Origin of the sequence: Streptomyces violaceus (assembly GCF_036014075.1) — a bacterium.
Taxonomy (GTDB): Bacteria; Actinomycetota; Actinomycetes; order Streptomycetales; family Streptomycetaceae; genus Streptomyces; species Streptomyces violaceus.
Genome location: NZ_CP107911.1, coordinates 4,066,418 through 4,091,282 on the forward strand (window position 1 = coordinate 4,066,418; position 24,865 = coordinate 4,091,282).

Sequence of the window (24,865 nt, forward strand, 5' to 3'; positions counted from 1 at the left end):
CGGGTGTCGTTCAGGCGGCGGTGACCTGGGTCTCCATGCGGCGGCGCAGGCTCAGCGGGCGCATGTCGGTCCACACCTCGTCGATGCGGGCGAGGCACTCCTCGCGGGTGCCCTGGGTGCCCTCGGCGTTCCAGCCGGCGGGCAGTTCACGGCCGGCGGGCCAGATGGAGTACTGCTCCTCGTCGTTCAGGACGACGCGGTACTCGGGGGTGGCGGACTGCTGGGACATGGTTCTCCTCGTGGGGGTACGGAAGGGGCTGGGGAAGGGCGGGTACGGGCACGGGCCGGGTCAGGACAGGAAGTCCGTGACCTCCACGCCGATGCCGAGCTCGCGGGCGGTGGCGTGCACGTCGACGGCGAGGGCCAGGTCGAGGACGCCGAGGCCGAACGGCGAGTAGACGGTGACCTTGTCCGGGTCGGGCGTGAACGCGGCGGTCCCGTTGATGAGCTGGCCGATGGAGGCGTCGATGAAGGCGCGGCCGCCGGTGATCTGCTCGGTCAGGTGCAACGAGGTGCGCTCGCGGCACACGTGGTCCGCGTCGTCGACGATGTTGTGCGCGCCGTCGATGGAGAGCGGGTCGATGTCGCGCAGCGAGACGTGCAGGACCACGGTGCCGGGTTCGGCGGGCGTGAGGTCCACGTGCGGCTCGCCCGCGTTGGTGGCGAACGAGACGAGGCGCTGCGCCTCCAGGGCGTCCTCGATGCTGTCGGCGAGGGTGACCCCTGCGTCCGGCAGGAGCTCATGGCAGCGGCGGGCGAACTCCTCGGCGCGCACCCGCGAGGTGTCGTAGAGCGTGATCTCGCCGAGCGTGCCGATCGCGGCCTTGAGGTAGCGCAGGATCTCCAGGTTGATGACGCCGCAGCCGATGAGGGAGACGCCCTGCGGGCGCCGGCCCTCGGTGAGGATGTCGGCGGCGAGTGCGGCGCTCGCGGCGGTCCGCGCGGCCGAGATCAGCGAGGCCTCCAGCAACGCCTCGGGGTGTCCGGTGCGCAGCGAGTTGAGCACCATCACCGCACTGGCACGGGCGATTCCGGACTGGATGTTCTCGGGGAACGAGGAAATCCACTTCAGCCCCGCTGCCGGGTTATCGCCGCCTCGATAGGACGGGAGTCCGATGATCCGGTTCGCCGGCTGGTCGGGGAAGCGCAGGAATATGGAGTGCGGTACGGCCGTCGCCCCCTCGTCGTGCAGGGAGTAGGTCTGCCGGACCAGCTCGATGTGCTCCTTCTCCCTCCCACCGAGTATTTTCTCTACGTCTGCCTTGCGCAGTACGAGCATCGGGAGTTTCAGTCCTTCCACAGGTGCGACACTTCACCGAAGTGTTCGCGCACCCAGTCGTCGGAATAGATGGTGTCGAGATAGCGGTCACCGCCGTCGGGGAATATCAGTGCGCTGACCGAGCCGGGCGGAATGCGTGGCAGCATTCGCTCCGCCGCGGCGAGCGTCGCCCCGGAGGAACCGCCGGCCAGGATCGCCTCGCGGACCACGAGACGGCGGCAGGCCGCCACGCAGTCGAGGTCGGAGACGTGGACGACCTCGTCGGCCGCGGCCGGGTCCATCAGGGCCGGCACGACGGAGGCGCCGTGCCCCGGGATCAGCCGCCGGGTGGGCAGCTGGCCGAAGATGGCGCTGCCCTGGGCGTCGACCGCCACGATCTTGGTGCGCAGCCCCTCCTTGCGGAGGTGGTCCGCGCAGCCGCGCAGCGTGCCGAAGGTGCTGACGGAGCAGAAGAGGTAGTCGAGCCGCCCGTCGAGCTCCTCCACGATCTCCCGCATGGTCCGCTCGTGGGCCCGCGGGTTGGACAGGTTCCCGTACTGGTTCGGGGAGTAGGCGTGCGGGATGCTCGCCACGAGCTCTCGCACCCTGCGCAGCCGCACCGGCAGGAACTCGCCGGTCGCGGGGTCCCGCTCGTCGATCACCACCACCTCGGCCCCGTAGGCCCGCATGATGGCCAGGTTCTGCTCCGTGGTCTTGGCGTCGACCACGCAGATGAAGCGCAGATCGAAGTACCGGCAGATCTGGGCGAGCCCGACCGCCAGATTCCCCGAACTCGATTCCACGACCACGGAACGCCCCGGCGTGATCTCGCCGTTGCGCAGCGCCTCGAGAAGCATGTTGAGGCCGCTTCGGTCCTTGATGCTGCCACCTGGGTTGAACCGCTCGATCTTGGCGAAGAATTGCGAGCGTTCCCCGGGGAACACTCTCTCCAGTTTCACCAGAGGTGTCTCGCCGATCGTCCCCAGAATCCCCGAATCAAACGTTTTCGGCATGGATTCCCTCTCACCTGTTAGGCGTGCAGTGGAGACACTAGTTCGCCTTTGGACGGGGGTAACGGGTTCAGCGCTGGCAGCCAGATGCAGGCGCAGGATCCTGACACCGGGATCCTGCGACAGCGCTCCTTGCGGTGGCCAAGACTGGGGTTATTCAGAAATCCGGAGTGCACACATTCTCAGATTCAGGTGGAGTCGTGACGGAACCTCAACTCGCACCCCCGCGGCGGTACGCGCCGTACGACCGGGCCGGCGGATTCGACCGCTCCCTCGGCCATCCCGCCCGCCGGGACCTGCCGTTCTTCGCGGCCCGGCTGCGTGAACTCGACGCCGCCGAGGCGTTCCCCACGGACGCCGTGGCCCGCCTCGACGCGCTCGGCATGGCCGCGCACTACGTGCCAGCCCGGCACGGCGGCGCCCTCCACAGCTACGAGGACCTGCTCCAGCTGGTACGGGTGGTGGCCCGGCGCGATCTGACCGTGGCGATCGCGCACACCAAGACGTATCTGGGCGCGGTGAGCACCTGGGTCGGCGGAACGGCGGAGCAGGCACAGGAGCTGGGCGCCCGCGTCACGTCCGGCGCCGTCGTCTCCTGGGGCCTGACCGAGCGGGCCCACGGCAGCGATCTGCTCTCCGGCGAGCTGACCGCCACCCCCGTGGCGGGCGGCTACCGGCTCGACGGCGAGAAGTGGCTGATCAACAACGCCACCCGCAGCGACCTGGTCTGTGTCCTCGCCCGGACCTCCCCGGCCGGCGGCACCCGCGGTTACAGCCTGCTGCTCGTCGACAAGGACCTGCTCGCGGAGGGCAGTCACACCTGTCTGCCCGCGGCGAAGACGCACGGCATCCGCGGCGCCGACATCAGCGGCATCGCCTTCGACGGCGCCGTCGTGCCCGCCTCCGCGCTGATCGGCGAGGAGGGCGAGGGCATCGAGACCGTCCTGCGCAGTCTGCAGATCACCCGCACGATCTGCGCCGCGCTCTCGGTCGGCGCCGGCGACCACGCGCTGCGCATCGCCACCCGGTTCGGCCTGGAGCACCGGCTGTACGGCAAGCGGCTGATCGACCTGCCGCAGGCACACCGCGCGCTCACCGAGGCCTACGCCGACCTGCTCGCCATGGAGGCCGTCACGCTGCTCGCCTCGCGGGGCGTGCACACCCTGACCGAGGAGATGAGCGTCTCGTCGGCCGCGGTGAAGTACCTGGTGCCCACCACGGCCGACGAACTGATCTCCGCCATGGGCCAGTTCCTCGGCGCCCGCTCCTTCCTCAGCGAGGACTACGCGCACGGCCTGTTCGCCAAGCTGGAGCGCGACCACCGGATCGTCGGCATCTTCGACGGCAACACGCTGGTCAACCTGAACGCCCTGATCAACCAGTTCGCCGCCCTCGCCCGCGGCTACCGCGCCGGGCGCACCGACGCCGAGGGCCTGGCCGCCGCGGCCACGTTCGACGCACCGATCCCCGCCTTCGATCCGGCCCGGCTGCTGCTGACGTCCCGTACGGGCAACAGCGTCGCGGCGTCCTTGCCCCGAGCCGTCGCGGAACTGCGGGAGCTGGTGGCGTCCGGCGAGGCCCCCGCATCCCTGCTCACCGTCGCCGAGAAGCTGCTGCGCATCAGCGACACCACGCACGAGCGGATGGCCGCCCACCGGCCGAGCCCGCGCGACGTGCCCGCCGCGGCCTTCGACCTGGCGCACCGCTACACCCTGTGCTCCGCTGCCGCGGCCTGCCTCCAGGTGTGGCTGCGCAACCGGACCACCGTCGCCGCCGACACCACCGCGACCGCGGGCCTGTGGCAGGACGGGCTGTGGGCCGAGGCCGCGCTCTGCCGCCTCGCCGACCGACTGACGCCCGGCATGCTGCCCGAGGACGGCACCGACGGCTCGGCGGTGCTCGACCGGCTGATGCCGCTCCTCGTCGACCAGCACGACAGCGGCGAGATGTTCTCCCTGCTGCCCTTCCCGCTCGCCGAGGCGGCCGACTCCCTCACCGAGGAGGCGTCATGACCGGCCCGAACTCCGTCCCCGGCGGCCCCGACGTCCTGGAAAGGGCGCTCGGCGACGCCCACGACCCGGACAACCCGCTGGGGTTCGAAGCCGTCCTCGCCGCCGACGAGCGCGCCGAGATCCTGCCCGCCGGCGAAGCCGCTCTGGACGCCTACGGGTTCAACGCGGAGTACGTGCCCAGACGGCTCGGCGGACGCCTGGGCCGGATCGACCGCCTGATGCGCATGATGCGTACCGTCTCCCGCCGCGACCCGACCCTGGCGCTCGGCCACGGCTTCACCAACTACATCTCCGGCTCCGCGATGTGGACCGCGGGCAGCGACGTCCAGCAGAAGCGGATGGCGGGCCTCCTGCTGTCCGGCGGCAAGACCGCGGCGGGCTACAACGAACTGCCGCACGGCAACGACTTCACCCGCACCGACCTCACCGCGACGCCCTCGGCCGACGGCAGCCACTACCGGATCAACGGCCGCAAGCAGATCGTGAACAACCTGGGCCGGGCCGACGCCGTCGTCCTGCTCGCCCGCACCGGCGCCGGCCCCGGCAACCGCAGCCACTCCCACCTGTGGGTGGACCTCACGCAGGCCCCGGCCGACCGGTTGCGCAGGGACTACCGCTTCCCCACGGTCGGACTGCGCGGCTGCCTCATCGGCGGCGTCGACTTCACCGACCTCGAGGTCCCCGCGGACGCCCCCGTCGGCCCGGTCGGCAGCGCGATGGAGACCGTCCTGCGCGCCTTCCAGACCACCCGCGCCGTACTCCCCGGCATGATGGTCGGCACCGCCGACACCCAGCTGCGCACCGTCACCCGATTCGCCCTGGACCGTGCCCTGTACGGACGCAGCGTCGCCGACCTGCCGCATGCCAGGGCCACCCTGGTCGGCGCTTTCCTCGACCTGCTCGCCGGCGACTGCATGGCGACCGTGGCGTGCCGCGCCCTGCACGTCCTGCCCGGCCAGACCAGCGTGATCACCGCGGTCAACAAGTACGTCGTTCCGAAGGTCCTGCACCGGTCGTCGCAGACGCTGGGCACCCTGCTCGGCGCCAACTCGTACTGGCGCGACGGCCGCTACGGCATCTTCCAGAAGTTCTACCGCGACCTGCCGGCCATCACCTTCGCGCACGCCAACGCGGCCGTCTGCCAGGCCACGACGCTGCCGCAGCTGCCCCGCCTCGCCGCCACCAGCTGGGGCACCGCCGAGGTGCCGCCCGCCGCGCTCTTCGACCTGTCGGCGCCGCTCGACGACATCGACTACCAGGCACTGGAACTCACCTCGCGCGGCGCCGACCAGCTCACCGCGCTGCTCCACGACCACACAGGCGGCCCGGCGCTGCACCCGGCGACCGCCCGGATCGCCGCCCTGCTCCGCGCCGACCTCGACGACCTCGGCCGGCGCTGCCGTCAACTGCCGCCGAGCGAGCACTCGGTGGTCGCGGGCCGCTCCGGTTTCGCCCTGGCCGAACGGTACGCGCGGCTGTCGATGGCCGCCGCGTGCATCGGCGTGTGGCAGCACAACCAGAGCGGCGTCGATGCGTTCCTGCGCGACGACGCCTGGCTGACCGGCGCCCTCGCCCGGATCGCCGCCCGCCTCGGCCACGACGTGGGCGCCCTGCCCGACGCGGTGGAGCAGCGTCTGTTCGCCGAACTGACCGCCAGGGAGGAGGACCGTGCCGGTTTCGACCTCGACCGTTCGCGGCTCGCGCGCGCCTGACCGAGCACCCGGCGGCGCCCACCGCCCCGGTCCCTCCCACCCCGGCCCCTACCCGTATCCGGACCAGAAGCCCTACCCCACCGATTTCCACACCCTTCACATCACCAGGAGCCTTCTCATGGCCACACCCGCCACCACCCCCGGGACCACCGGCACCGAGACGACCGGAGCCGAGGCAACCGGAGCCGCATCCGCCGGCGTGGAGACGATCCGTACCTGGCTGACCGAGCGCGTCGCCTACTTCCTCGACGTCCGGCCGCAGGACATCGCCGCCGACGACCTGCTCGTCGAGATCGGTCTCGACTCCGTGTACGCCCTGACGCTGTGCGGCGACGTGGAGGACGAGTTCGGCATCCTCGTCGAGGCCACCCTCGCCTGGGACCACCCCACGATCGACGCGCTCACCGCCCACATCCACTCCGAACTCGCCGCTCGGTGATGGACCGGGAGCGAGCCCTCTCCATCGGGCAGGAAGCGCTCTGGTTCCTGTACCGGATGGCGCCCGACAGTCCCGCCTACAACGTCCAGGCCGCCCTGCGCGTGCGCGGCGCGCTCGACGAGGCGCGACTGCGGCGCGCCCTGCGCGCGGTCGTGGAGCGGCACGACGTGCTGCGCTCCACGTTCACCGAGACCGCGGCAGGTCCGCGGCGCGTGATCGGCCTCCCGGACCTGGTCCCCCTCCAGGTCCGGGAGGTCCCCGGGGTCACCGACACCGGCCTGCTGGAGAAGCACGTCAAGGCGTTCGGCGACACCCCCTTCGACCTCACCGGAGAGGGAACGTGCCGTGCCCTCCTGCTGCGCACCGCCCCCGACGACCACGTGATCGTCGTCAGCGCCCACCACATCGTCACCGACGCCACCTCCCAGTGGCTGCTGCTCCAGGAGCTGCTCGACGCCTACGCGACGGACACCGCGCCGCCGCCCCTGGCCCGCGGCTACGACGACTGGGTACAGGGCGAACAGGAACTGCTCCAAGGGCCGCGACGGGCACAACTGGTCGCGTTCTGGGCGGAGTTCTGTGCGAACGCGACCGCCGGTGAACTCCCCGCCGACCGGCCGCGGGCCCCCCGCCCGCCGGCCGTCTTCAACGGCGGCACCTGCGAGGCCCGGATCCCCGACGAGCTCGTGCCCCGCCTGCGCGAGGCGGCCAAGCGGGCGAAAGTGACCCCGTTCGCGCTGACGCTCGGCGTCTTCCAGGCCCTGGTGCACCGCTACAGCGGACAGCGCGACTTCCTCGTCGGCTGCCCGACGACCACCCGCAGCGGGCCCGGCATGCGCGAGGTCGTCGGCTACCTCGTCAACACTCTCGTCCTGCCCGCCCACTTCACCGACACGACCACGTTCGGGCAGGCCGCGCACACGGCCCAGCGCCAGGTGATGCGGGCCATGAAGCACATCGGCTACCCGTACGCCCTGCTCGCCGGCGAGGAGCCGTACAGCAGCCGGAACCCGCCCGTGCGGATGGTGTTCACCATGGTGGCACCCGGCCGCCTCGAACCCCTTCTGATGCAGGTCACCGAGGCCGCGGCCCGCGGCACGGACACCGAGTACGCCGGCCTGCGCATCGAACTGATCGAGGTACCGCAGCTGGAGGGCCAGTTCGACATCAACGTGGAGATGCGGCAGAGCGCCTCCTCGCTGACCGCCGTGTTCCGCTACGCCACCGACCTGTTCGACGAATCCACCGTCCGCCGGCTCCTCGACTCCTATGTGCGGCTGCTCGCCGAGGCGATCGACGACCCGGACGCCCCGGTGGCCGGCGCGGCCCTGGTCGAGGCGGGCGACCTGGACGACCTGCTGGCCCTGGGCGAGGCCACCGACTGGTGACCGAGCCCGCCGACCCACACCCGCTTCCTGCTACCCCCCGGGGGGATCCCATGCTCACGGACGACCACACACTTCTGCAGGCCCGCAGCGCCACGGCCCGCATCCGTACGAACGCCCATGTCACCCCGGACGACCCGGCCGTCATCTTCGTCCGCGACCCCGACTCGCCCGACGGGGACGAGACCTGGTCGTACGCCAGACTCGACCACGAGGCCCGCAAGATAGCCGGCTGGCTCCAGGAGAGGTACGCGCCCGGCGACCGGGTGCTGCTGCTGTATCCGGAGAGCCTGCAGTTCGCCGCCGCGTTCGTCGGCTGCCTCTACGCGGGCATGGTCGCCGTGCCGTCCTCGCTGCCCGGCCAGTACAGCCACCAGCGCCGCCGCGTGGACTCCATCGTCGAGAACGCGGCCGTCGCCGCCGTCCTGACCAGCGAGGCCGTCGCCGCGAACGTCCTGGACTGGGCGGCGTCCGACCCGGGCCGGGAGATCACCTGCGCCGTCACCGACGGCCCCGGCTTCACCGTCGCGCACGCCGAGGCCTGGCAGGTGCCCGACGTCGACCGGAACACCCTGGCCCTGCTCCAGTACACCTCCGGCTCCACCTCCGACCCGAAGGGAGTGATGGTCCACCACGGCAACCTGCTGCACAACTCGGCTGCCCTCAGCTCCGCCTTCGGACTCGACCGCACCACCCGCTTCGGCTCGTGGATCCCGCAGTACCACGACATGGGACTGCTCGCGATCCTGCTGCCCCCGCTGCTGCTCGGCGGCTCCTGCGTCCTGATGAGTCCGACGACCTTCCTGAAGCGACCGCACCGGTGGCTGCGGATGATCGACAAGTACCGAATCCACTGGTCGGCCGCGCCCAACTTCGCGTACGAACTGTGCGCACGCCAGATCACCGAGGAGCAGCTCGCCGAACTCGACCTGTCCTGCTGGCGGTTCGCCGCCAACGGGTCGGAGCCCGTCCAGGCCTCCACCCTCACCGCATTCGCCAAGCGCTTCGCCCCGGCCGGCTTCCGCAGCGACACCATGGCCCCCTGCTACGGCATGGCGGAGGCGACCGTGTTCATCTCGGGCACCGGGCCCCGCGAACTGGCCGTCACCCGGGTCGACGAAACCCTCCTGGAACGCCACGAGTTCCGGCCGGTCACCGAGGGCCGGCCCGGCCGTGACGTCGTCAGCTGCGGCAGGGCCGAGGAGTACACGGTACGGATCGTCGACCCGGCCACCCGCGAGGTGCTGCCCGCGGGCCGGGTCGGCGAGATCTGGCTGCGCGGACCCAGCGTCGCGCAGGGCTACTGGGGCCGCGAGGACGCCACCGCCGAGACGTTCGGCGTCAGCACCCTCGACGGGGACACCGGGTACGTCCGCACCGGCGACCTGGGTACGCTCCACGACGACGAGATCTACGTCACCGGCCGTCTCAAGGAGATGCTGATCCTGCGCGGCCGCAACATCTACCCGCAGGACGTGGAGCACGCGCTGCGACGACTGCACCCGGAGCTGGTGGGACTGTTCGGCGCCGCGTTCGCCGTCCCGGTGGCCGGTGCCGACGGCGCCGCCGAGGAGCAGCTCGTCGTCGTGCACGAGGTGCGCGGCTCAGTCGGCGCCGAGGAACTCCCGCGCCTGGCCGCCCGCATCAGGGGCGGCATCGCCCGCGACTTCAGCGTCCGGCCGGCGGCGGTGTCCCTGGTCAGGCGCGGGGCGGTCCTGCGCACCACCAGCGGCAAGATCCAGCGCGCGGCGATGCGCGCGCAGTATCTGGACGGCCTCATGGAGAGCCGTCACCTGGACGGCCCGCCGGCCGCGTAGCCCGAGGGGACGGACACGAAGAGAGGGCGCCTTGCGGCAAGGCGCCCTCTCCCCCAGCTTCCCGGCGCCACGGCCCCGAGCAACAGAAAACCCCAGGTCACTGGCTATGTGACCTGGGGCCCCAGGAGAGCCGCCTTCGGGATTCGAACCCGAGACCTACGCATTACGAGTGCGTTGCTCTGGCCATCTGAGCTAAGGCGGCGCGCTGTCCGCACTATGGTGCGATCAGCAACGACGGTAAGTCTACACAGTTTCGAAGGGTGCTCCGTACCGGCCCCGGAGGCGGGCCCTCCAGGGCCGGGGGCTGCGGTTATGAGCAGCGCTTCCCGTCCTGGGGCGGGGTGCCGCGGAGGAGGTAGGCGTTGATCGCGCGGTCGATGCAGGCGCTGCCGCGGCCGTAGGCCGTGTGGCCGTCGCCCTCGTAGGTGAGGAGGCGGGCCGAGGAGAGCTGGCCGGCCAGGGCCTGCGCCCAGCGGTACGGGGTCGCCGGGTCGCGGGTGGTGCCGACCACCACGATGGGCGCCGCGCCCTTCGCCTCGATGCGGCGCGGCTCGCCCGTGGCGTGCACCGGCCAGTACGCGCAGTTCAGCGAGGCCCAGGCGAGGCCCTCGCCGAAGACGGGGGAAGCCTTCTCGAAGTCCGGCAGCGCCCTGCGCACCTGGTCCGGGGTGTCGAAGGAGGGCGGCAGGTCCAGGCAGTTCACCGCCGCGTTGGCGAACATCAGGTTGCTGTAGGCGCCGTCGGCGTCACGCTCGTAGTAGCCGTCCGACAGGACGAGGAGTCCGGCGCCGTCGTCCTCCTTCATCGCGGACGTCAGCGCCTCACGCAGCTGCGGCCAGGCCCCCTCGTCGTACATGGCCGCGATCACACCGGTCGTGGCGAGCGACTCCGTGAGACGGCGGCCGTCGGGGTCGCCGGTGGGGATGGACCGGGCGTCCAGTTCCTCGAAGAACGCCTTCAGGTTCTTGCCCACCCGCTCGGGCGAGGTGCCCGCGCCGCCCAGCGGGCAGTCGGTCTGCCGCACGCAGTCCCGCGCGAACGAGCGGAACGCCGTGTCGAAGCCCGCCGTCTGTTCCAGGTTCAGCCGCCGCGCGGGCAGCGACGGGTCCATCGCGCCGTCCAGCACCAGCCGGCCCGCCCGGTCCGGGAAGAGCCCGGCGTACGTCGCCCCGAGGAACGTCCCGTAGGAGGCGCCGACGTAGTTCAGCTTCTTGTCGCCGAGCGCCGCCCGCACGATGTCCATGTCCCGGGCCGCCTCCACGGTGGACACGTGGCGCAGCAGCCTGGGCGCGTCCGCGCCGCAGCCCTCGGCGAACGTCCGGTACGCCGCGACCAGCCCGTCGTCCTCCTTCCTGTCGTCGGGTGTGATGTCCGTCTGCGTGTATGTGTCCATGTCCGGCCCGTCCAGGCACTCGACGGGCTCGCTGCGGGCCACGCCGCGCGGGTCGACCGCCACCATGTCGTAGCGGGCACGGACCTCCGCCGGATAACCGATGCCGGCGTACGACTCCATGTAGCCGATCGCCGAACCGCCCGGCCCGCCGGGGTTCACGAGCAGCGAGCCCAGCCGCTTGCCCGTGGCCTTCTTGCGGGCGACGGCGAGCCGGACGTCACCGGCGGTCGGCCTGGCGTAGTCCAGCGGCGCCTTGACGGTGGCGCACTCGAAGCCGGGGACGCCGCAGCCGCGCCAGGCCGGCTTCTGCGCGTAGTACGACGTGAGCGCCGCGGGGACGGACTTCGGCAGCGCGGCCAGTGCCGCCGGCTTTGCCGCCGCCGAGGCCGCGGACGTCGTCGGGCTCCCCGAGGAGCAGGCGGAGACGAGCAGCGCGGCCGTGGCGAGGAGGCCGACAGCGGTCCTGGCTCCGCCACGGGCCCTGCGGTGGGCGCCGCCGGAACCCGCGCGGCGGGGAGCGGGGGTGGAGGCGGAGCGGGGGGTACGCCTTGTGTGCATCCAGCGAGCGTAACTCTGCGCGATGGAATGAGTGCCGTGCGTGCGTGTCGTGCCTCGTACGAGTTACAACGTCAATCCCACGTCCCCCGGCCGCACCGGGTGTCAGCCCGCTCTGAGGGCCATCGTCATCGCCTCCACGGCGAGCAGCGGCGCCACGTTGCGGTCGAGCGCGTCGCGGCAGCCGGCGATCGCCTCGATGCGGCGGAGCGTGGACTCCGGGGAGCTGCCGCGGGCCAGGCGCTCCAGGGCTTCCTCGGCGTCCGCGTTGGCGATGGCCACACGGGAGCCGAGCTGGAGGGCGAGGACATCGCGGTAGAAGGCCGTGAGGTCGGTCAGGGCGAGGTCGAGGCTGTCGCGCTGCGTGCGCGTTCTGCGGCGCTTCTGCTTGTCCTCCAGGTCCTTGATCACACCGGCCGTGCCACGCGGCATCCGGCCTCCCTGGGCCGCGCCGAGAGCGGCCTTCAGCTCCTCGGTCTCCTTGGTGTCCATCTCCTCGGCGAGCTGCTTGGCGTCCTCGGCGGCCGCGTCGACCAGTTCCTGGGCGGCCTTGAGCGCGCCGCCGACCTCCTCCACGCGCAGCGGCATCCTCAGCACGGCGGCACGGCGTTCGCGCGCGGCCGGGTCGGTGGCCAGGCGGCGGGCCCGGTCGACGTGGCCCTGGGTCGCGCGGGCCGCCGCGGCGGCGGCGGCCGGCTCGACGCCCTCGCGTCGTACGAGCATGTCGGCGACGGCGTCGACCGACGGCGTGCTCAGGTTCAGGTGGCGGCAGCGGGAGCGGATGGTCGGCAGGACGTCCTCGATGGAGGGGGCGCACAGCAGCCAGACCGTGCGGGGGGCGGGCTCCTCCACGGCCTTGAGGACGGCGTTGGCCGACTTCTCGTTCAGCCGCTCGGCGTCCTCGACGAGGATGATCTGCCAGCGGCCGGTCGCCGGCGAGGTGAACGACTTGCGGACGGTGTCGCGCATGTCGTCGGCGAGGATCTGCGAGCCGACCGCGGCCACGGTGGTGACGTCGGCGTGGGTGCCCACCAGTGCCGTGTGACATCCGTCGCAGAAGCCACAGCCCGGGGAGCCGCCGAGGGCCCGGTCGGGGCTCACGCACTGCAGCGCCGCCGCGAAGGCCCGCGCCGCCTGGTTCCGCCCGGCTCCGGGCGGCCCCGTGAACAGCCACGCGTGGGTCATCTTCGACGCCTCGGGCGGAGGGGTGTCGGCCGCGGCCGCGGTGACCAGGGCGTCGGCGTCCCGGGCGGCAGCGTCCAGCTGCGCGCTCACCCTCTCCTGCCCGACGAGGTCGTCCCACACGGTCATGGGTCACGCCGCCCTTCCGTCACGTCCGCGTGTGCGGACCGTACTGCCGCTGCGAGATCCATTGTGGGGGCGACCACTGACAATCCGGCCCCGGCCCTCAGAGGGCCGGGGCCGGGTGATCTTCCGGAACCGCCTGCCGGGCAGGGCCTCAGCGGCCGCGGCCCCTCCCCCGGCGCCCACGGCCCTCGTCCGGCTCGTCCTCGTGCGGTCCGAGCAGCTCGTCCGCCAGTGAGGGCAGGTCGTCCAGCGGCGTCTCCTCGGCCCAGTCGGACCGGCGGCGGCGCGGCCCGCCCTCGGCGTCGACCTGGGGCATCTCACGCGTACGGTCCTCGGTGCCGTCGGGGCGGGTGTCCGGGGAGTCGTCCCGGAAGTACCCGGGCGGCAGCCGGTCCGCCGGTTCGTCGCCGCGTACGGGCGGCAGCACGGCCGTCTCCTCGGCGTCCCCCGGCCGGACCGGAGGCAGCACGGCCGTCTCGTCCCCTGCCCAGGAAGGCGTGTCCTCGGCCCCGGGGCGAACCGGAGGCAGCACCTCGGTCTCCTCGCCCGCCCCCGGCGGCACCGGCGGCTTCGGCAGCTCGGCCGTCACCTCGGCGTCGGCTCCACCGGAGGTCCGGCCCCGGCCTGAGGCCTTGTCGCCGGCCTTGTCGTCCCGCACCCGGCGCAGCACGGTCGTCTCGTCCACGGAGCCGGAGCCCGAGCCGCCCGGGGCGTTCTCCGGTGTCACCACGGGCGCCGGCACGGTCGCCGCGTCCTGAGCGGCCGGCGCCCGGGACGCACCCCGCGGAGCGGAACCCCGGCCGGCCCCCGGGCCAGAACTCTTCGGTCCCGCCTCCGCGGCCGCGGCCGCCGCCTCCGCCAGGCGTCGCGCCTCCTCGGCCCGCAGCAGCGCGTCCTCGGCCTTGCGCTGCTTCTCCAGCCGGAGTGCCTCGGCCTCGGCACGCAGCCGGGCCTCTTCCTCGGCCTGCTTACGGCGCCGATCCTCCTCGGCCTTGCGGCGGGCCTCTTCCTCGGCCCGGGCCTTCTCCTCCGCGAGGAGCCGCGCCCGCTCCTCCTCAGCCTTCTTCTGCGCTTCCTCGGCCCGTCGCCGGGCCTCCTCCGCCTGCCGTTCGGCCTCGCGCCGCTGCGCCTCCTCGAGCTCGCGCCGCTTGCGCTCCTCCTCCTCGGCACGCAGGCGGGCCAGCTGCTCCTGGCGCTCACGCTCCAGGCGCTCCTCCTCGGCCTTGCGGGCGGCCTCTTCCTCGGCCTTGCGGCGGGCCTCCTCCTCGGCCTTCTTCCGCGCCTCCTCCTGGGCCTTGATCTCGGCCTCGGACAGCGGCAGCACCTGGTCGAGCCGGTGCCGGATGACGGTCGTGACGGCCTCGGGCTCCTGGCCGGCGTCCACCACCAGGTACCGCCCGGCGTCGGCCGCGGCCAGGGTCAGGAAACCGGAGCGCACGCGCGCGTGGAACTCGGCGGGCTCCGACTCCAGCCGGTCGGGCGCCTCGGTGAACCGCTCGCGCGCGGTCTCGGGCGCGACGTCCAGCAGGACGGTCAGATGCGGCACGAGCCCGTTCGTGGCCCAGCGGTTGATCCGGGCGATCTCGGTCGGCGACAGGTCGCGGCCCGCTCCCTGGTAGGCCACGGACGAGTCGATGTACCGGTCGGAGATGACGACCGCGCCGCGCTCCAGGGCGGGCCGTACGACGGTGTCGATGTGCTCGGCCCGGTCGGCCGCGTACAGCAGCGCCTCCGCGCGGTGCGACAGGCCCTCGCTGGACACGTCCAGCAGGATCGACCGCAGCCGCTTGCCCACCGGCGTCGCCCCCGGCTCGCGCGTCAGCACGACCTCGTGGCCCTTGCCGCGGATCCACTCGGCGAGCGCCTCGGCCTGCGTGGACTTGCCGGCCCCGTCGCCGCCCTCCAGGGCGATGAAGAAACCGGTGCTCGCGGGCGCCTGATCCGGGTCGTCGCCGCGGAGGAACGCGTCCCGCAGGTCCTGCCGCAGCGGCACGCCGGAACGGTCGTCGACCTTGGCCAGCACCAGCGCGGCGACCGGCAGCAGCAGGGCGCCGGCGAGCATCAGCGTGAAGGCCGCGCCGCCGTGCGCGAAGACGAACTTGCCGCTCTCCAGCCGGTGCGGCCCGATCCCCGCCGCCACCAGCGGGGCGATCACCGCGCCGAGCGCCACGCAGACCCGGACGACCGCGTGCAGGTGCTCCGTCGTACGGGGCCGCCGGTACTCCTCGGTCTCCTGGTCGAGCAGCGTGTGCCCGATGTTGGCGGCCATGCCCGCGCCGATACCGGCCAGGGCGAGGATCAGCAGCACGGTGGTGACGTCCGGGACCAGCCCGGCGGCCAGCAGCGCGACACCGGTGAAGGCGATCACCAGCGCGAGCAGCCGACGGCGCGACAGTGCGGGCAGCAGGGCGGGCGCCGTACGGATGCCGACGACGACACCGCCGGTGAGCACGCCCACGAACAGGCCGTACAGCACCGGGCCGCCGCCCAGGTCCTTGGCGTGCAGCACGACCACGGCGACGGCGGCGGACACCGCGGCGGCGACGGCCGCGCAGGCCAGCACCAGCAGCGGCATCGCGCCGGTGCGGCCCTTGTCGGGGCCGGTCGTGGTCTTCGGGCGGCGCAGCCCCTCGAGCGGCGACCGCGCGCGCGGGGTGCGCGTGGCGGGCAGCTCGAGGAAGGTCAGCACGGAGAGGGACGCGGCGAACATCCCGGCCGCCACGTACGAGGCGAGGGCCGCCTGGTGCTGGCCGAACCAGTCGATGCCGACGCCCAGCAGGTTGTTGAACAGGGCCGCGACGACGAGCGCGACGGCCGCGAGCGGGATCGCGACGAATCCGGTGCGCAGCGAGAGCCGGCGCAGGGCGTCCAGGTGGTCGGGCAGCGGCCGGACCGTGGCGCCTTCCGGCGGCGGTGCGGGCAGCAGCGCGGGGGCCGCGCTCTCGCGGCACACCGTCCACAAGCGCTCGGCGACTCCGGTCACGAAGGCCGTGACGAGGAGCATGGCCAGCGCGTCCTCGGGCATCCAGTCGATCCACAGCGGCGCGACGATGAGCAGCGCGGCGCGCAGCCCGTCCGCGCCGACCATGGTCCAGCGGCGGTCGAGCGGGCCGTCCTGGGAGGTGAGCGCCGTGAGCGGACCGAGGAGCACGGCGCCGAAGAGCAGCGTCGCGAGGATGCGTACCGCGAAAACGGTCGCCACTGCGAACGCCACGCCTCGGTAGCCGCCCCCGAACGCACCCTCGGCGACAGCCGCCTGGAGGGTGAGCAGGACCAGCACGAGAAGGGCCAGGGTGTCGCCCACGCCGCCCACGAGCTGTGCGCTCCAGAGCCGCTTCAACTGCGGACGGCGCAGCAGGGCGCGGACGGCGCGCTCGCGGGAGTCCGCGACCAGGGCATCGTCGGGGGCCGGCGGAGAGGCCGTGGGGTGCTCGGCTCGCGTCATGCATTCAGCCTATCGGGAGCCACCGACACCCTGGAGGGCCCCGTCTGGCATGCGCACGCCCCGACACCGAAGTGTTGCCGGGGCGTTCGCTTTCCGAACCCTGGGCGAAGACCCGGGCCTGGGCGGCCCGGGTATCGAACAGGTCCTCAACGGGTCCTGACCGGGCCTCAGTCCTCCGCCGGCTTCGAGGCAGTCGCCGTCTTGGCCGCCGTCTTCTTCGCCGTGGTGGTCTTCTTGGCCGTCGCCTTCTTCGCGGTCGTGGTCTTCTTCGCCGCGGTCTTCTTGGCCGTCGCCTTCTTCGCCGGGGCCTTCTTGGCCGCCTTCTTCGCGGTCTTCTTCGCCGGCCCCTTCGCACGCTTCTCAGCGAGGAGCTCGAAACCGCGCTCCTGGGTGATCTCCTCGACGCTGTCGCCGGAGCGCAGGGTCGCGTTGGTCTCGCCGTCGGTGACGTACGGGCCGAAGCGGCCGTCCTTGACGACGACCGGCTTGCCGCTGACCGGGTCCTCGCCCAGTTCCTTCAGCGGCGGCTTGGCGGCCGCCCGGCCACGCTGCTTCGGCTGGGCGTAGATCGCCAGCGCCTCCTCCAGCGTGATCGTGAAGAGCTGCTCCTCGGCCTGGAGGGAGCGCGAGTCCGTGCCCTTCTTCAGATACGGGCCGTAGCGGCCGTTCTGCGCGGTGATCTCCTGGCCCTCGGCGTCGGCGCCGACGACGCGCGGCAGCGACATCAGCTTGAGGGCGTCGTCGAGAGTCACCGTGTCCAGGGACATCGTCTTGAAGAGGGAGGCCGTACGCGGCTTGACCGCGTTCTTGCCCGTCTTCGGGGTGCCCTCGGGGAGGATCTCCGTCACGTACGGGCCGTAGCGGCCGTCCTTGGCGACGATCGTGTGGCCGGTGGCCGGGTCGGGGCCCAGTTCGTAGTCACCGCTCGGCTTGGCGAGCAGTTCCTCCGCGAGGTCGACCGAGAGCTCGTCCGGCGCCATGTCGTCCGGGATGTCGGCGCGCTGGTGCTGCTCGGTGTCCTTCTCGCCGCGCTCGATGTACGGCCCGTAGCGGCCGACCCGCAGCACGATGCCGTTGCCCACGGGGAACGACGACACCTCGCGCGCGTCGATCGCGCCCAGGTCGGTCACCAGCTCCTTGAGGCCGCCGAGGTGGTCCCCGTCGCCGTTGCCGGCGTCGGCGGCACCGCCTTCGCCTGTGCCCTCACCGAAGTAGAACCGCTTCAGCCACGGCACGGACTGCGCCTCACCGCGGGCGATGCGGTCGAGGTCGTCCTCCATCTTGGCGGTGAAGCCGTAGTCGACGAGCCGCCCGAAGTGCTTCTCCAGGAGGTTGACCACGGCGAAGGACAGGAAGGACGGCACCAGGGCCGTGCCCTTCTTGAAGACGTACCCGCGGTCGAGGATCGTGCCGATGATCGACGCGTACGTCGACGGGCGGCCGATCTCGCGCTCTTCCAGCTCCTTGACCAGGGAGGCCTCGGTGTAGCGGGCCGGGGGCTTGGTGGCGTGCCCGTCGACCGTGATCTCCTCGGCGCTCAGGGCGTCGCCCTCGGAGACCTGGGGCAGCCGGCGCTCACGGTCGTCGAGCTCGGCGTTCGGGTCGTCGGCGCCTTCGACGTAGGCCTTCAGGAAGCCGTGGAAGGTGATCGTCTTGCCGGACGCGCTGAACTCGACGTCCCGGCCGTCGGCCGCCGCGCCGCCGATCTTCACCGTGACGCTGTTGCCGGTCGCGTCCTTCATCTGGGAGGCGACGGTCCGCTTCCAGATCAGCTCGTAGAGCTTGAACTGGTCGCCGGTCAGTCCGGTCTCGGCGGGAGTGCGGAAACGATCACCCGAGGGGCGGATCGCCTCGTGGGCCTCCTGCGCGTTCTTGACCTTCCCGGCGTACGTCCTCGGCTGCGGCGGCAGGTAGTCGGCGCCGTACAGCTGCGTGACCTGGGCGCGGGCGGCGGCGACCGCCGTGTCGCTCAGGGTCGTGGAGTCCGTACGCATGTACGTGATGTAGCCGTTCTCGTACAGCTTCTGCGCGACCTGCATCGTCGCCTTCGCGCCGAAGCCGAGCTTGCGGCTGGCCTCCTGCTGCAGCGTCGTCGTACGGAACGGGGCGTACGGCGAGCGGCGGTAGGGCTTGGACTCGACGGACCGCACCGAGAACTGCGTGTTCTCCAGGGCGGCGGCCAGGGCGCGGGCGTTCGCCTCGTCGAGGTGGAGGGTGCTCGCGCTCTTCAGCTGTCCCAGGGAGTCGAAGTCGCGGCCCTGCGCGACCCGCCTGCCGTCGACGGTCTGGAGGCGCGCGACCAGCGACGACGGGTCCGACGAGTCTCCGGCGCGGCCGGTCGCGAAGGTGCCCGTCAGGTCCCAGTACTCAGCCGAACGGAAGGCGATGCGCTCGCGTTCCCGCTCGACGACGAGCCGGGTGGCGACCGACTGGACACGGCCCGCGGACAGCCGCGGCATGACCTTCTTCCACAGGACCGGCGAGACCTCGTAGCCGTAGAGGCGGTCGAGGATGCGGCGGGTCTCCTGGGCGTCGACGAGCTTCTGGTTGAGCTGGCGCGGGTTGGCCACGGCGGCCTGGATCGCGGCCTTGGTGATCTCGTGGAAGACCATCCGCTTGACCGGGACCTTGGGCTTCAGCACCTCCTGGAGGTGCCAGGCGATGGCCTCGCCCTCGCGGTCCTCATCGGTGGCGAGGAAGAGTTCGTCGGACTCCTTCAGCAGGTCCTTGAGCTTCTTGACCTGTGCCTTCTTGTCGGCGTTGACCACATAGATCGGCTGGAAGTCGTGTTCGACGTCCACACCGAGGCGGCGGACCTCGCCGGTGTACTTCTCGGGCACCTCGGCGGCGCCGTTGGGAAGGTCGCGGATGTGCCCGACGCTCGCCTCGACGATGTATCCGGGCCCGAGATAGCCCTTGATCGTCTTCGCCTTGGCAGGCGACTCGACGATGACGAGTCGGCGGCCGCCCTCTGCGGTCTCGCTGGTCGGGGACAACTTCGCTCTTCTCTCCGGTCGACGCTGGGGCCTCCCCGGAGTCGCTTGCCCGGGGCTGGGTCGTGGTGACGCTGCGGAGTGTGACGGTACAGCCCGCCCCCGTGTCAAACGGGAAAAGCCCGCAACGGCCACTCGAACGGTAACCCGACTACCACCATTCCTGCCGCCCGGAGTGCCCGGACCAGGCCCGGCCCTATGCGGAGCGCGATCTCTTGATTACCGGCGGGCGCGACGCCGATACGGGCTTCAGAGGCGGGTGAAGCACCATGTTCCGACCGTCAGGGCGAGCACCGCGACGACGCTCGCGAGGGTCGCCGATGCGACGGGCCTCACACCTTCGGCGACGGGCAGGTGCCGGCGTACGCGCGTCACGGTCCACGCCAGCAGTCCGCCTCCGAACAGGGAGAACACCGCTCCCGCGAAGATCGCCGGTTCGCTCTCCATGGCCCCCGTGCCCCTTTTCCCCGGTCCGCGACTCTCCAGCCCCGGGAGGCTGACACGCGTGGGCGGCGGGCAGGCGAACCGTAGGTGAACGCCGGGGCGACGCGGCTGTGGATTTGGGAGGACCGGCCCCTCGGGACCCGTGCGGGACGAGGTGTTCAAATCGACTCGAAATTTATTGGCGGGCCTCTTCGCCGGGCCCCTCAGGCCCCGCCTCGCCCGGCCCCGCCTCGCCCGGCGCCGCCTCGCCGGGCTCCCTCAGCGGACCGGATCCAGGAACCCCTGCTCCACGAGCAGCCGGATCTGTGCCGGTGTGCGGTCGCGCAACAGCACCGGGTCCTCGCCGATCAGCTGGGCGATGGCGTCGAGGATGCGGCCGGCACTCATCGTGCCGTCGCAGACGCCCGCGAAGCCCGCGCCGACCGTGTCCACCCGGGTCGCCCGGCGCATGCCGCGGTTCTGGCGCAGCACGACGTGCTCGGGGTCCTCGGCGCCGGGCAGCCCGACCTGTTCCTGCACGACCTCGGCGGCGAGCCGGAAGCGCCCTTCGAGCAGGGCGGCGTCGTCGTGGCCGCGCAGGTGGTCGATCCGGTCGAAGTGGGCCCTGATGGTGTCCCCGAGCGGCTGCTCGACCGGATGCGGCCATTCCTCCACCGTGAGGGAGGGCACGGCGGCGCCCGTCCTGCGCAGGGTGATCCAGCCGAACCCGACGGCCTTCACCTTGCGCGCCTCGAACTCGTCGAGCCATGCGTCGTACCGCGCCTGGTACCGCGCCGCGTCGCCCTCGTGGTCGCCCGCGTCCCGCAGCCACAGCTCGGCGTACTGGTTGACGTCCTGCACCTCGCGCTGCACGATCCACGCGTCGCAGCCCCGGGGCACCCAGGACCTGAGCCGGTCCTGCCAGTCCTCCCCTTCCACGTGCTGCCAGTTGGCGAGGAACTGCGCGAAACCGCCCTCGTTCAGCCGCTCCCCAGCCTCCTGAACGAGCGTGCGGCACAGATCGTCCCCGCCCATGCCGCCGTCGCGGTAGGTGAGCCGGGCACCGGGAGAGATCACGAACGGCGGGTTCGAGACGATCAGGTCGTACGTCTCGTCGTCCCGGACCGGGGTGAAGAGGGAGCCCTCGCGCAGATCGGCGGCCGGGGCGCCGGACAGGGCCAGCGTGAGACCGGTGATGTGCAGCGCGCGCGGGTTGAGGTCGGTGGCCGTCACGCGTGTGGCGTGCCGGGCCGCGTGCAGCGCCTGGATACCGGAACCGGTGCCGAGGTCGAGGGCGGCGCCGACGGGCGTACGGACGGTGATGCCGGCGAGGGTCGTGGAGGCGCCGCCGACGCCCAGGACGACTCCCTCGTCGCGGCTGCCGATCCCGCCGGCGCCACCGACCGCGCAGCCCAGGTCCGACACGATGAACCAGTCCTCGCCGCCGGGCCCGCCGTACGGCCGCACGTCCACGGTGGCGGCGAGCTCGTCCGCGCCGGCGTGCTTGAGCCAGCCGGTCGCCAGGCAGGCGTCGACGGGCAGGACGTCCGCCACGCGCGCGTGCGGCACGGGTTGCTGGAGCAGGAACAGCCGGACGAGCATCTCCAGCGGAGTGTCCCCGCGGGTCGCCCGGAGTGCGGGCACGGTCTCGCTCCGGGCCAGCGCCGCGTACGCGGGGGCGCCGAGCAGTTCGAGCAGTCCGTCGGCGGTGAAGGAGGCTCCGAGCAGGGCGTCCCGGAGCCGGGCGGCGACCTCGGGGCGGTCGGGGGCGGGCAGCGGGGACAGGGGTGACTGGCTGGCGTTACTCACGCCCCCATTGTGGCCGCCGGCACCGCCGGCGCACCTGCCCGTGCCGGGGATCGGGTGCGCCTGCCCTGCTCGCCTCGGCGGTCACTCCGGCTCAGCGGTCCCCGGCACCACATGTCCTCAGGTCGCCGACGCCGGCCCCGTCGCCGCCTTGCAGCTCGACTGCCGGGCCATCGCCTGGCCGACCTCGCCCTCCTCCAAATTCCTGAGCGCGTCGTTCCCGCTCTTGCTGAGCTTGTCCAGCTCGGTGGCGATGTCCTTGAGACCGTCGGCGAACTTGCCCTGGTCCTTCGTGTCGAGCCCGTCGACCTGCTTCTTCAGCGAGGCGTACGACGCGGAGATCGTGTTGAGCTCCGTGACCGCGTCCTTCTGCTTCTTCTCGCCGTTCTCGACGTCCGGCGCGCCGGCCTTGTTCACCGCGGTCCCGATCGCCTTGTAGGCGTCGGACATGTCCTGGAAGGCCTGTGCGTCGGTCTTCTGGACGTCCTCCGGTGTGCTGTTGTCCGAGGTCTCCTTCTGGATCGAGGCATTGGCCGACTCGATCTTCTTGGCCTGCGGCTGTACGGCGTCGCAGACGTCCTTGGCCCAGGAGTCCAGCTTCTCGTTGTCGTCGCCGCCGCAGCCCGACAGCGCCAGTACCAGTACCGCACCGCCGGACAGTGCGGCCGCGAGCTTCTTGTTCACCGGTTTGGTCCCTTCCATGGCTCTCGGCCCCGGAACATACACGCCAGATGCACGGCAACCCCACGCCGAGCACCCATTAAGACCTTTTTGTTACCTTTTGCTCCAAGCGAGATAAGGCTCACGACGTGGTGGTGCGGACACACGGTGCGGGCGGACGACGCGCCAACGCGCGCCGCCCGCCCGCACCTTGAGCTGGGGCTCGACGGACTTCCCTACGAAACCACCGCCGGATCCGGTGACTTGGGTTCCGGTTCGGCGTTGTCTTCGTCACCTACGGCGATGCCGCGCCGCTTTGACACGTAGACCGCCCCGGCGATCACGGCGAACGCGAGCGCCGCGATCAGGATCCGCATACCGATGCTCTTGTCCGGGCCGTAGGAGAACTTGATCACCGCGGGCGCGATGAGCAGCGACACCAGGTTCATGACCTTGAGCAGCGGGTTGATCGCGGGACCGGCGGTGTCCTTGAACGGGTCGCCGACGGTGTCGCCGATCACGGTCGCCGCGTGGGCCTCACTGCCCTTGCCTCCGTGATGACCGTCCTCGACGAGCTTCTTGGCGTTGTCCCAGGCGCCACCGGAGTTGGCCAGGAACACCGCCATCAGCGTGCCCGCGCCGATCGCGCCCGCCAGGAACGCGCCGAGCGGCCCGACGCCGAGCGTGAACCCGATGAAGATCGGCGCCAGCACGGCCAGCAGACCGGGCGTGGCGAGCTCGCGCAACGCGTCCCTGGTGCAGATGTCGACGACCTTGCCGTACTCCGGCTGCTCGCTGTAGTCCATGATCCCGGGCTTCTCGCGGAACTGCCGCCGCACCTCGTAGACCACGGAACCCGCCGACCGCGACACGGCGTTGATCGCCAGCCCCGAGAAGAGGAAGACGACCGCCGCACCCGCGATGAGACCCACGAGGTTGTTGGGCTGCGAGATGTCCATCATCAGGCTCATCGGGGCGCCTTCCCCGCTGAGTTTCTCGCCCACGTCCCGCGCGCCGGTGATGATCGCGTCGCGGTACGACCCGAACAGCGCCGCCGCCGCGAGCACGGCCGTGGCGATCGCGATGCCCTTGGTGATCGCCTTGGTGGTGTTGCCGACCGCGTCCAGGTTGGTGAGCACCTGCGCGCCCGCGCCCTCGACGTCACCGGACATCTCCGCGATGCCCTGCGCGTTGTCGGAGACCGGCCCGAAGGTGTCCATCGCGACGATCACGCCGACCGTGGTGAGCAGGCCGGTGCCGGCCAGCGCCACCGCGAACAGCGCCAGCATGATCGACGTACCGCCGAGCAGGAACGCCCCGTACACGCCGAGGCCGATCAACAAGGCGGTGTAGACGGCGGATTCGAGACCGACGGAAATACCGGCGAGGACGACGGTGGCCGGACCCGTGAGCGAGGTCTTGCCAATGTCCCTGACGGGCCGGCGGGTGGTCTCGGTGAAGTAACCGGTCAGTTGCTGGATCAGGGCGGCGAGCACGATGCCGATGGCCACCGCGATGAGCGCGAGGATCCGCGGATCGCCGTCCTTGCCCAGGATCGCGGCGTCGGTGACGCCGTCCAGCTCCGAGTACTTCCCCGGCAGGTAGACGAACACGGCCACCGCCACCAGCACGAGCGAGATCACCGCGGAGATGAAGAACCCGCGGTTGATGGCGCTCATGCCGCTGCGGTCGGCACGCCGGGGCGCCACCGCGAAGATTCCGATCATCGCGGTGATCACACCGATCGCCGGCACGAGCAGCGGGAAGCCGAGCCCGGCGTCGCCGAAGGCCGCCGAGCCCAGGATTAGCGCGGCGACCAGGGTGACGGCGTACGACTCGAAGAGGTCGGCCGCCATGCCCGCGCAGTCGCCGACGTTGTCGCCCACGTTGTCGGCGATGGTCGCGGCATTGCGCGGATCGTCCTCCGGAATGCCCTGTTCGACCTTGCCGACCAGGTCGGCGCCGACGTCGGCGGCCTTGGTGAAGATGCCGCCGCCGACCCGCATGAACATCGCGATGAGCGCGGCCCCGAGGCCGAAGCCCTCGAGCACCTTCGGCGCGTCGGCCGCGTACACCAGCACCACGCACGAGGCGCCCAGCAGGCCGAGGCCCACCGTGAACATGCCGACCACGCCGCCCGTGCGAAATGCGATCTTCATCGCTTTGTGCGAGACGGCGGTCAGATCCTTTTCCGGCTCGCCTGCCGCCGGTGTGGCTTCACGCGCCGCCGCGGCGACACGCACATTGCTGCGTACGGCGAGCCACATGCCGATATAGCCAGTGGCCGCCGAGAACGCCGCTCCGATCAGGAAGAACACCGAACGTCCGGCACGCTGATTCCAGTCGTCCGCGGGCAGCAGCATGAGCAGGAAGAACACGACCACGGCGAATACGCCGAGCGTGCGAAGCTGCCGTGCCAGATAGGCGTTCGCGCCTTCCTGGACCGCAGCCGCGATCTTCTTCATGCTGTCGGTGCCCTCGCCGGCCGCGAGTACCTGGCGTACCAGGACCCCCGCGACCGCAAGTGCCGCCAGCGCGACGACCGCGATGACCACGATGAGGACGCGGTTGCCATCGGTCAGTACGGCGGCTGCGAGGTCTGTGGGATGGCCCGACTGTGGTGAGTTGAAAAGCCCCGCCATTCGTCCT

At 71.7% G+C, this 24,865-nt stretch carries 16 protein-coding genes and 1 tRNA gene; 5 read left to right on the top strand and 12 right to left on the bottom strand.

All coding sequences use genetic code 11. The features are described from left to right. Positions 1-10 precede the first annotated feature (10 nt). The 3 genes from OG542_RS18215 to sbnA are packed head-to-tail and all read right to left on the bottom strand — an operon-like array spanning position 11 to position 2,271. Positions 11-229: an MbtH family protein gene (locus OG542_RS18215; RefSeq protein ID WP_328412166.1), complete on the bottom strand. Its 219-nt coding sequence runs from the start codon at positions 227-229 to the stop codon at positions 11-13. Between the two features lie 60 nt (positions 230-289). Further along, the gene (sbnB, locus tag OG542_RS18220) at positions 290-1,279 is read right to left on the bottom strand and encodes a 2,3-diaminopropionate biosynthesis protein SbnB (protein ID WP_328412168.1); all 990 of its coding nucleotides are present in this window, start codon (positions 1,277-1,279) and stop codon (positions 290-292) included. An 8-nt stretch (positions 1,280-1,287) separates the two neighbouring features. Continuing rightward, positions 1,288-2,271, bottom strand: coding sequence for a 2,3-diaminopropionate biosynthesis protein SbnA (sbnA, locus tag OG542_RS18225; protein ID WP_311126989.1), 984 nt, complete (start codon positions 2,269-2,271; stop codon positions 1,288-1,290). A gap of 197 nt (positions 2,272-2,468) precedes the next feature. Between sbnA and OG542_RS18230 the strand changes: the two genes are divergently transcribed. The 5 genes from OG542_RS18230 to OG542_RS18250 all read left to right on the top strand — a co-directional run bounded on the left by OG542_RS18230 (position 2,469) and on the right by OG542_RS18250 (position 9,633). After that, entirely contained in the window at positions 2,469-4,280 is a 1,812-nt protein-coding gene (locus tag OG542_RS18230) for an acyl-CoA dehydrogenase family protein (protein WP_328412170.1), read from the top strand. After that, positions 4,277-5,992: an acyl-CoA dehydrogenase gene (locus OG542_RS18235; protein WP_328412172.1), complete on the top strand. Its 1,716-nt coding sequence runs from the start codon at positions 4,277-4,279 to the stop codon at positions 5,990-5,992. Before OG542_RS18230 ends, OG542_RS18235 begins: the two co-directional genes overlap by 4 nt. 118 nt (positions 5,993-6,110) lie before the next feature. After that, on the top strand, positions 6,111-6,431 hold the full coding sequence (locus OG542_RS18240; RefSeq protein ID WP_311126986.1) for an acyl carrier protein: 321 nt from the start codon (positions 6,111-6,113) through the stop codon (positions 6,429-6,431). Next, entirely contained in the window at positions 6,431-7,819 is a 1,389-nt protein-coding gene (locus OG542_RS18245; protein ID WP_328412175.1) for a condensation domain-containing protein, read from the top strand. Before OG542_RS18240 ends, OG542_RS18245 begins: the two co-directional genes overlap by 1 nt. Before the next feature lie 50 nt (positions 7,820-7,869). Continuing rightward, positions 7,870-9,633 carry a fatty acyl-AMP ligase gene (locus tag OG542_RS18250; protein WP_328412177.1) on the top strand — a complete coding sequence of 588 codons (1,764 nt, stop codon included), beginning with the start codon at positions 7,870-7,872 and terminating at the stop codon, positions 9,631-9,633. Between the two features lie 128 nt (positions 9,634-9,761). Here the strand turns inward: OG542_RS18250 and OG542_RS18255 are convergent. The 9 genes from OG542_RS18255 to OG542_RS18295 form a co-directional block, all read right to left on the bottom strand. Continuing rightward, positions 9,762-9,835 (bottom strand) — tRNA-Thr (locus OG542_RS18255). A 108-nt stretch (positions 9,836-9,943) separates the two neighbouring features. Further along, on the bottom strand, positions 9,944-11,584 hold the full coding sequence (locus OG542_RS18260; RefSeq protein WP_328412179.1) for an alpha/beta hydrolase: 1,641 nt from the start codon (positions 11,582-11,584) through the stop codon (positions 9,944-9,946). A 102-nt stretch (positions 11,585-11,686) separates the two neighbouring features. Next, on the bottom strand, positions 11,687-12,892 hold the full coding sequence (locus OG542_RS18265) for a DNA polymerase III subunit delta' (protein ID WP_328412181.1): 1,206 nt from the start codon (positions 12,890-12,892) through the stop codon (positions 11,687-11,689). A gap of 148 nt (positions 12,893-13,040) precedes the next feature. Then, positions 13,041-16,334: a dTMP kinase gene (tmk, locus tag OG542_RS18270; protein WP_328412183.1), complete on the bottom strand. Its 3,294-nt coding sequence runs from the start codon at positions 16,332-16,334 to the stop codon at positions 13,041-13,043. Between the two features lie 167 nt (positions 16,335-16,501). Then, positions 16,502-19,330 (bottom strand): type I DNA topoisomerase, encoded by a 2,829-nt coding sequence (gene topA, locus OG542_RS18275; protein WP_328412185.1) that lies wholly within the window; start codon positions 19,328-19,330, stop codon positions 16,502-16,504. 246 nt (positions 19,331-19,576) lie between these two features. Further along, positions 19,577-19,774, bottom strand: a complete 198-nt coding sequence (locus OG542_RS18280) for a hypothetical protein (RefSeq protein WP_328341693.1) — start codon at positions 19,772-19,774, stop codon at positions 19,577-19,579. A 255-nt stretch (positions 19,775-20,029) separates the two neighbouring features. Beyond that, on the bottom strand, positions 20,030-21,559 hold the full coding sequence (locus tag OG542_RS18285; RefSeq protein WP_328412187.1) for a DUF7059 domain-containing protein: 1,530 nt from the start codon (positions 21,557-21,559) through the stop codon (positions 20,030-20,032). 117 nt (positions 21,560-21,676) lie between these two features. Continuing rightward, positions 21,677-22,258, bottom strand: coding sequence for a small secreted protein (locus OG542_RS18290; protein ID WP_261680345.1), 582 nt, complete (start codon positions 22,256-22,258; stop codon positions 21,677-21,679). Between the two features lie 194 nt (positions 22,259-22,452). Beyond that, entirely contained in the window at positions 22,453-24,858 is a 2,406-nt protein-coding gene (locus OG542_RS18295; protein WP_328412189.1) for a sodium-translocating pyrophosphatase, read from the bottom strand. Between the last annotated feature and the right edge of the window lie 7 nt (positions 24,859-24,865).